This window comes from Pseudoxanthomonas sp. LjRoot204_2 (assembly GCF_056175765.1).
In genome coordinates, this window is record NZ_JBGFFG010000156.1 from 1 (window position 1) to 7,370 (window position 7,370).

Below are 7,370 nucleotides of genomic sequence, written 5' to 3' on the forward strand. Positions count from 1 at the left end.
TTCCTGAAGTTCGCGCTCAGCCACCCTGCCGTGACGGCCGTCATTCCCGCCACCGGCAAACCGGACCGGCAAACCGACAACCTGAGGGCAGGCATGGGTCCCGACCTGACCGCGGCCCAGCGCGACGCCCTGATCGCTGCCGTGGCCTGAGCGCATGCCTTCGCCTCCCGCGCAAGGCATCTCCGCCTGGCTTGCCCGCGTCTTCAACGTCCGCGACCACGAAGCACCCGTGGTCGGCGCGGGGCTGGCGATGTTCTTCCTGCTGTTCGCCGGCTACTTCATGCTGCGGCCGATCCGCGAAACGATGGGCGTCGCGGGCGGCGTCGACAACCTGCAGTGGCTGTTCACCGGCACCTTCGTCGCCACCCTCGCGGTACTTCCGTTGTACGGGTGGATCGCATCGAAGGTTTCCCGCCGGCGCATCGTGCCGTGGGTATTCGGCATGGTCGTGGCCAGCCTGCTCGGCTATGGCGCGGCGATGCTGGCGCAGCCGGAGGACGTCTGGCTGGCGCGCACCTTCTACATCTGGGTGTCGGTCATCAACCTGCTGATGATCTCGCTGGCGTGGAGCGTGCTGGCCGACGTGATGGAAAGCCACGAAGCCAAGCGCCTGTTCGCCCTGATCGCCACCGGCGCGAGCCTGGGCGGCTTGGTGGGTCCGCTGATGACCACGCTGCTGGTGAAGCCGCTGGGACACGGCGGCCTGATGCTGCTGTCTGCGCTGCTGATCGGCGCCAGCGCCGCCACTGCGACCTGGCTGCACCGCTGGCGCGATCGCCACCCGTTGCCCGCAGGCATCAGTTCGGCGGAACACCGGCGCCAGCCGCTCGGTGGAAATCCCTTCGCCGGCGCGACCGCGGTGTTCCGCTCGCCCTACCTGGCGGGCATTGCACTGTTCGTGCTGTTGCTGGCGACCGTGACCACGTTCCTCTATTTCGAACAGGCCAAACTGGTCGCCGAGCGTTTCACCGACAAGGAGGAGCAGACCCAGGTCTTCGGCCTGATCGACACCGTCGTGCAGACGCTGGCCATTCTCAGCCAGTTGTTCATCACCGGGCGTGTTGCGCAGAAGCTGGGGGTCGGTGTGCTGCTGGTGGCCGTGCCCGTGGTAGTCGCGGCGGGTTTCCTGTGGCTGGCGCTGGCACCGGTGTTCGCGGTCTTCGTGGTGGTTATGGTGGTGCGGCGCGCGGGCGAATATGCCTTCGTGCGTCCCGGACGCGAGATGCTCTATACCGTCGTGCCCGCCGAGCAGAAATACAAGGCGAAGAACTTCATCGACACCGTCGTCTACCGCGGCGGCGATGCGCTGAGCGGCTGGGTGAAGCGCGCGCTGGACGTACTGGCCGACCATCCGGCCGCCGCGATGTTCATCGGTGCGGGTGTTGCCATGGCATGGGCGATCACCGGCGTGGCGCTTGGCCGTCGGCAGAAGCAACGGGAAGCGGCGGGCGGCACCCCCTGAGCGCGCGCGTTCACGCCCGGGACGCCTGCCGTCACGGTGGACGCGTTACCATGCGGCCTCCCCCGCATCCGCCCTGTCCTCACGATGAGCCGCACCACCCTGCCCGTTGCCCTGATCCAGGAAAAGAACCACGGCGATGCCGACGCCAACTTGGCGGTGATCGAGGCGCGCGTCGCCGAGGCAGCCCGGCGTGGTGCGCGGCTGGTCCTGCTGCAGGAACTGCATAACGGTGCGTACTTCTGCCAGCACGAATCGGTCCACGAATTCGACCTGGCCGAGCCGATTCCCGGCCCGAGCACCGAGCGCCTCGGCGCACTGGCGAAGCAGCACGGCGTGGTGCTGGTGTCTTCGCTGTTCGAACGCCGCGCCGCCGGTCTGTACCACAACACCGCCGTCGTTTACGAAAAGGACGGCAGCATCGCCGGCAAGTACCGCAAGATGCACATCCCGGACGATCCGGGTTTCTACGAGAAGTTCTACTTCACGCCGGGCGATATGGGTTTCACGCCGATCGACACGTCGGTCGGCCGCCTCGGCGTGCTGGTGTGCTGGGACCAGTGGTATCCGGAAGCCGCGCGCCTGATGGCGCTGGCCGGCGCCGACCTGTTGCTGTATCCCACCGCGATCGGTTGGGACCCGGACGACGAGCAGGCGGAGAAGGATCGCCAGCGCGACGCATGGGTGTTGAGCCACCGCGGCCATGCCGTCGCCAACGGCCTTCCGGTGCTGAGCTGCAACCGCGTCGGCCATGAGCCTTCTCCCATGGGTGCGTCCGGCATCCAGTTCTGGGGTAACAGCCACGTGCTCGGTCCGCAGGGCGAGTTCATTGCGGAAGCGGGGGCCGACGCGACCGTCCTCATGGCCGAGGTCGACCTGCAGCGCAGCGAACACGTGCGCCGCATCTGGCCGTTCCTGCGCGACCGCCGCATCGATGCGTACGGCGACCTGCTCAAGCGCTATATCGACTGAGGGCAGCACGTGCCGCTGATCGTCCGTGACGCCACGCCGGCCGACGTGCCGGCCATCACCGCCCTGTATGCGGAAGAAGTCCGCCATCACGTCAATACCTACGAGTACGACGTGCCCGACGCCGATGAAATGGCGCGCCGAATGCGGAGCGTGCTCGACGCCGGCTATCCGTACCTGGTGGCCGAGCTGGACGGAGAGTTCGTCGGTTACGCCTACGCCAGCAGCTATCGCGCCCGCACGGGCTATCGCAAGACCGTCGAGAACTCGGTCTACGTGGTCCCCGGCCGACAGGGCCAGGGCATCGGCGCTGCACTGATGCGGGCACTGATCCACGCCTGCGAGGCACGCGGTTATCGCCAGATGATCGCGGTGATCGGCGAACCCACCAATACCGCGTCCATCCGTTTGCACGAGAAATTCGGCTTCGTCCTGGTGGGTGTGTTCCGAGGCATCGCCTGGAAACACGACCGCTGGCTGGACACCGTGCAGATGCAACGCACCCTCGGCGATGGCACCGCCACGCCTCCGCAAGACGAATGACACGATGACCGAACCCCTTGCCGCCGTCGCCCCGCTGCACGGCCAGCCCCACGAGATCGTCGAACGCGACGGCGTGCACTACACCCTGCTGGGTACCGCCCACGTCTCGCGTGCCAGCGTAGACGCCGTGCGCGCGGCCGTCGCCAGCGGCGAGTACGACAGCGTGGCCGTGGAACTGGATCCGGGCCGCCTGCAGTCGCTCACCGATCCGGATACGCTCGCCAGGCTGGACCTGGTCAAGGTGATCCGCGAAGGCAAGACACACCTGTTCGCCGCCAACCTGGCGCTGGCCGCCTACCAGCGGCGCCTCGCCGAGCAGTTGGACGTCGAGCCCGGAGAAGAACTGAAGGCCGGCGCGCTGGATGCGCAGGCGCTCGGACTGCCGGTGCATCTGATCGACCGCGAGGTCGGACTGACCTTCAAGCGCGCCCTGCAGTCCCTGGGCTGGTGGCAGCGGACCAAGGTAGGTGCCGGCATCCTGGCCAGCATGTTCGGCGACGAGGAAGTCGGCGACGACGAAATCGAGAAGCTCAAGCAGGGCGACATGATGGAGTCCAGCTTCGGCGAATTCGCAGCGGAAAGCCCGCAGCTTTACCAGGCCATCATCGCCGAGCGCGATCAGTACATGGCGGCCGCCCTGCGCCAGGTGGCGACCAGCAAGCCGGCCGGCACCCCGTCACCCTACCGCGTGCTCGCGGTGGTCGGTGCGGGCCACCTGCCCGGCCTGACCCGGCATCTGCAGGAGGACACTGCGGATCCCGCCGAGACCCGCCGATCGCTGGAGATCGTGAAGGCCAAGTCGCGCTTCCCGTGGATGGAAGTGATGATCGGCGTATTCCTCGTGGGCGGCTTCGCCTGGGGTTTCTGGCAGGGCGGCGTCGACGTCGGCTCCGACCTGCTGCTGCAATGGGTGCTGGCCACCGGCGTGCTGGGTGCCATCGGCTGCGCGATCGCGGGCGGTCATCCGCTGAGCATCCTCGCCGCGTTCATTTCCTCTCCCCTGACCCCGCTGCATCCGGCGCTCGCCTCGGGCACGGTCAGCGCCTTCGTGGAAGCCACGCTGCGCAAGCCGACGTACGCGGACTTCATGGCGTTGCGCGACGATGTGCAGACGATGCGCGGCTGGTGGAAGAACCGCGTGGCCCGCGTGCTGCTGAACTTTTTCCTGACCAGCCTCGGGACGGCCATCGGCGTGTGGACGGGGGGACTCCGGATGCTGGGCAAGCTGGTCGGCTGATCGCAGCCTCAGGCAGAAAAAAGGGGGGGCAATGCCCGACTCTTGCGCATCATCCGACGCGCGGTCCCGCCATCTTCGCCGCGAAACACATCCCCCGGCAGATCCGCATCATGCGATCAACAGGATGCAATCGTCCGCTGGCTCGTTGTGGCCGTCAGGGCGCGTAATAAGCTTGAGAGCGAGAGAATTTCTGGTCCTCGCTCGGGAATGAGACAGTCAATACGCGTGTCAGACCGCGACCTACGTGTCCACGCCGAATCCCGCGGTGGGGCACGTGTCGCGTGCAACATGGATCGTTTCGCGCCAGGCACACCCAATGGCATGAGTGTTCCAACCAAAGACGCATGAAGCCGGATCAGGACTCCATGCGCCAATCAACAAGGACTCTTACAGTCCCCACAACTCACAAAACGCAGGTGCCGCGTCGCAGATCTTTTCGAGTATTTCACTGCGTTCCTCTGCCACCGCCGTACCGCTCATCACGCACAGCAGTACCGCGACAAAAGCCACATAACGGGTCTTGATCTTACGCATTCGATGTCCTTTTCGTTCTTGGCGACCGCCACCACAATCAGCGGCCCTAGCACTCTAATGMTGCTCCACGAGTGAATCAAGCCATATGCCGCTCGCTCGAAGCCACTGCATTTGGGCGGCATGGCGATCGATCCGCCACCTACCCTCTTACGCTTGCTTGACCATCCTCGAGAACGCTAAACCTCTCGCGATCACTGGCGCCATCGGCGAATGGGCTTGGCCTCAGAGCGACATGATGGATTCCAGCTTCAGCGAATCCGCGACCGAAGTCCGCTGTGTTGCCAGGCCTTCATCGCCAAGCGCGACTACTACATGGCATCTGCGCTACGCCAAATCGCCACCAGCAACCGAACCAGCACCACGGCGATCTACCGCATGCTCGCGCTGTTCTGTGCGGACCGTCTTCCCTGCCTGACCCTTCACTTGAGGGAAGAGAATGACGCCCCCCGCTGAAACGATGCCGGCCTCAACCGGCTGTCACAATCGGCGCTGACTACCGGCGTACTCGGCGCGATTGGCGGTGCTTGCGTCCTCGGCATCTGCTTCCCGCTCATTTCGAGTCCGCTCACTCGCCTGCATCCGGCGCCTGTCTCGGTGCGGTAAGGGCCTTCGTGCAAGCGACGCTTAGCAAACCCACGTGACCTGGCTTCATGACGTTGCGCAACGGAGTGCGAACGATGCGTGGTTGGTGGAATCGCGTGCTGCGCGTGCCACTGAACTTCTTTGCGATCAGCTGGGCACGGCAATCGGCGGCCGCGGATGCTGGGCAAGTTGGACGACCGAGTCCTACTCCGCAGTCCGAGCCAAAAGAGAGAAGCCCGGCTTTGCCCGGCCTCTCTTATGCAATCAGCGTCAGTCTTCGTGCAGAAGGGGGTCGCTTGCCACCGCAGGCGGCACGCCTCCGCGGTCGCGGGCGCGCTTGATCGAACGGGCTGTCGCGCTCCGCAGGTCATCCAGAAGTGCGTAGATGGTCGGCAGGAACAGCAGGCTGACCACGGTGGAGAACGCCAGGCCACCGGCGATGGCGCGCGCCATCGGGTGGTAAGGTGGCATGCCGTCGGCCGTCTGCGTGTTCAGCGCGATCGGAATCATCGCCAGGATCGCGGTGCCCATGGTCATCATGATCGGGCGCAGGCGTTCGCGGCTGCCCTCTACCAGCGCATCCGTCCGCGCCACACCGCGTCGCCGGAGGTTGTTGATGTGCTCGATCATCACGATGCCGTTGTTCACCACCACGCCCATCAGCACCAGGATGCCGATCACTGCCATGATGTTCATCTCCGTTCCCGTCAACCAGAACAGCCAGTACACGCCGAAGATCGAGAACAGCACGCAGGACATGATGGCGACCGGGAACAGCAGCGACTCGAACACCGCCGCCATGATCACCAGCATCAACACCAGCGCGATCATGATGGCGGTCACCATCTGGTCCATGCCGTCGAAGTTGATGTTGAAGCCGGCGCCATTGAACGTGTAGCCATACCCCGGCGGGAACTCCATGCCGTCCAGCGTGGCTTCCACGGACTTGCGCGCGTCCTCCATCGAGACGTCCTTGGCCAGCCCCGCCTCGATCCGCAACATGGTCTGCCGGTTCAGGCGCTGGATGGACGTGGCAGCAGGGGTCACGTTGACGTCGACCATCGCCAGCAGGGGGACTTCCTGACCCGAGGCGCTGCGCACCATGAACGAGGACAGGTCCTCGATGCCGTAGTGATCCGATCCGGCGAAACGCACATTGACCGGGATTTCCACGTCGTCGCGGTGGAAATCGCGCAGCGAAGAGCCGCGCAATGCCATGCCGACGAACTGCGCCACCTGTTGTGCGCTGAAGCCGTAGGAGGCCGCACGCTCGCGATTCACCTGCACCGCCAGTTCGGAGTTGGCGTCGCCGACATCCACACGCACGTCGCGCAGCTTCGGATCGCGCGCGAGGATCGGCATGATGTCCTCGGCCAGCTCTTGCAGGGTTTGGCTGGAGTCGCCGATCAGGCTGAAGCGTATACCCTGGCCTTCGCTGCCCATGCCGCCCGGCCAGCCGATGCCGAGCTTGGCCCGTGCCGATTGCGGAAGACCCTTTCGGACTTCCTCTTCGATCTTCTTGCTGACCTCGCGGTCATCGATGTCCAGGTAGAGCCGCGTCTGCGCCCAGCCCTGCTCGGAATAGCGGCTGTACACCCGCTTGATGTGGAACGCCTTGCGATTGGCGTTGACGAAATCTTCGACGCGCTGAACTTCCTTGCCCATCTCCTCCTTCGAGTAGGATCCCTTCCACTGGTAGAAGATGTTGATCTCGTCCGGATCGTTCTCATCGCCACCGCCGGTGGTGTTCATCATCGGGAACACACTGATCGCCGAGATCAGCAGGATGCCCGCGACACTCCAGCCGCGGTTCACCAGCGTCCAGCGCAGGACGCGCGCATAGCGGTCCTGCAGGCGGCTGATCAGCGGCGACTTCACGGCAGGCGGCGTCTTCATCCGTGCCGACAGCATCGGGATCAGGCTCACCGCCACCAGCCACGAGGCAAGGAGCGATACCGAGATGGTGACCGCCAGCTGCGACAGGTAGATCGTGATGATGTTCTTCTCGCCGAACATCATTGGCAGGAACACCACGCAGTGGCACAG

6 protein-coding genes are annotated in these 7,370 nt (G+C 65.0%); 4 read left to right on the plus strand and 2 right to left on the minus strand.

Annotation, left to right across the window (positions count from 1 at the left end; genetic code table 11):
• Window positions 1-154 precede the first annotated feature (154 nt).
• The 4 genes from AC04L7_RS09080 (at window position 155) to AC04L7_RS09095 (ending at window position 4,208) form a co-directional block, all read left to right on the plus strand.
• Entirely contained in the window at window positions 155-1,462 is a 1,308-nt protein-coding gene (locus AC04L7_RS09080) for an NTP/NDP exchange transporter (RefSeq protein ID WP_435998809.1), read from the plus strand.
• Window positions 1,463-1,546: 84 nt separating this feature from the next.
• On the plus strand, window positions 1,547-2,431 hold the full coding sequence (locus tag AC04L7_RS09085) for a carbon-nitrogen hydrolase (protein WP_435998811.1): 885 nt from the start codon (window positions 1,547-1,549) through the stop codon (window positions 2,429-2,431).
• Window positions 2,432-2,440: 9 nt separating this feature from the next.
• Entirely contained in the window at window positions 2,441-2,971 is a 531-nt protein-coding gene (locus AC04L7_RS09090) for a GNAT family N-acetyltransferase (RefSeq protein ID WP_435998813.1), read from the plus strand.
• A gap of 4 nt (window positions 2,972-2,975) precedes the next feature.
• Window positions 2,976-4,208 carry a TraB/GumN family protein gene (locus AC04L7_RS09095; RefSeq protein ID WP_435998815.1) on the plus strand — a complete coding sequence of 411 codons (1,233 nt, stop codon included), beginning with the start codon at window positions 2,976-2,978 and terminating at the stop codon, window positions 4,206-4,208.
• Window positions 4,209-4,595: 387 nt separating this feature from the next.
• Here the strand turns inward: AC04L7_RS09095 and AC04L7_RS09100 are convergent, their stop codons facing one another.
• Entirely contained in the window at window positions 4,596-4,742 is a 147-nt protein-coding gene (locus AC04L7_RS09100; RefSeq protein ID WP_299346929.1) for a hypothetical protein, read from the minus strand.
• 852 nt (window positions 4,743-5,594) lie between these two features.
• On the minus strand, window positions 5,595-7,370 hold a 1,776-nt coding region (locus AC04L7_RS09105; protein WP_475512866.1), incomplete at its 5' end, for an efflux RND transporter permease subunit.